We start from the raw sequence: 915 nt of genomic DNA on the forward strand, positions 1-915 counted from the left end.
GTACTGTCCGGCGCGCTCGAGTGCCTTGACCAGCCGCGCGCCGGACAGTACAGGAAGGCCGCTCAAGCCACACGCACCTGCACCGCGGTGGTCAGAGGGTGTGCGTCAAGTGAGGCCCGATCCGCTGGTGTCGCGTCTTCGAGGTAGAGCTCGGCGGCTTCGCGGATGTTCGCCAGTGCCTCCTCCACGGTGTCGCCCTGGCTGATCACGCCCGGCAGCTCCACAATCTGGGCGACGTACCCGCCGTCCGGGTCTGGCGTCAGTACCGCTGTGAGCAGTCTTGTCTCAGCCACGCGACGAGCGTACAGCGCCACATGATGTCGAGCCGCCAGAACGATCATCCCGGCCTCGGGACGATGGCAGCGGCGGAGCGGAGTGTTATCCGCTGTCTAAGCGGCATGCAACGAAGTGTCCGGATTGATCGATTACGTTCTGCCTGGTCAGGGGCTGTTTGTGCGCCCGGCAGGGATCGAACCTGCGACCTGGTGCTTAGAAGGCACTCGCTCTATCCGCTGAGCTACGGGCGCGCACCACCTATTGTGCTGTCTCCTATCGCGATCACGTAGCGCGGTTACTGGCGATAGCGGAATGGGACTCAATGAGTACTTTGTGTGTTTGTTCCGGTGCTCCTTCGGTGATCAAAGCTCTCACCCTGCCACGGCGAGGGTGGATCGTGCATCCGTGCGGCTTCGCACCTGTGGATGGATGCGGTTTGTCCACAGGTGGCGGACCGCGGATGCCAAGCCGGCCGCGGAGCTGAAGAGTGTGAGGCGGGACGTAAGGGGCCAATCCGGTCACAACAACCGTCCGTCACACGGAACCAGGCCAGCTACCCCATGATCCGGGAGGAACCATGATCGAGGCGTCGGTCACGCTGCTCGGCAACCTTGTCGACGACCCTGAGCTGCGATGCAC

General features: G+C 63.4%; 1 protein-coding gene and 1 tRNA gene. Both read right to left on the reverse strand.

Going from position 1 to position 915, the window contains the following annotated elements; translation table 11 throughout:
* Positions 1-62: 62 nt before the first annotated feature.
* Entirely contained in the window at positions 63-341 is a 279-nt protein-coding gene (locus tag DD1DGNOD_RS08005) for a type II toxin-antitoxin system HicB family antitoxin (protein WP_131769795.1), read from the reverse strand.
* Between the two features lie 113 nt (positions 342-454).
* Positions 455-527: transfer RNA gene (locus tag DD1DGNOD_RS08010), tRNA-Arg, on the reverse strand.
* Between the last annotated feature and the right edge of the window lie 388 nt (positions 528-915).

Origin of the sequence: Candidatus Protofrankia californiensis (assembly GCF_900634765.1) — a bacterium.
GTDB classification, from domain to species: Bacteria; Actinomycetota; Actinomycetes; order Frankiales; family Frankiaceae; genus Protofrankia; species Protofrankia californiensis.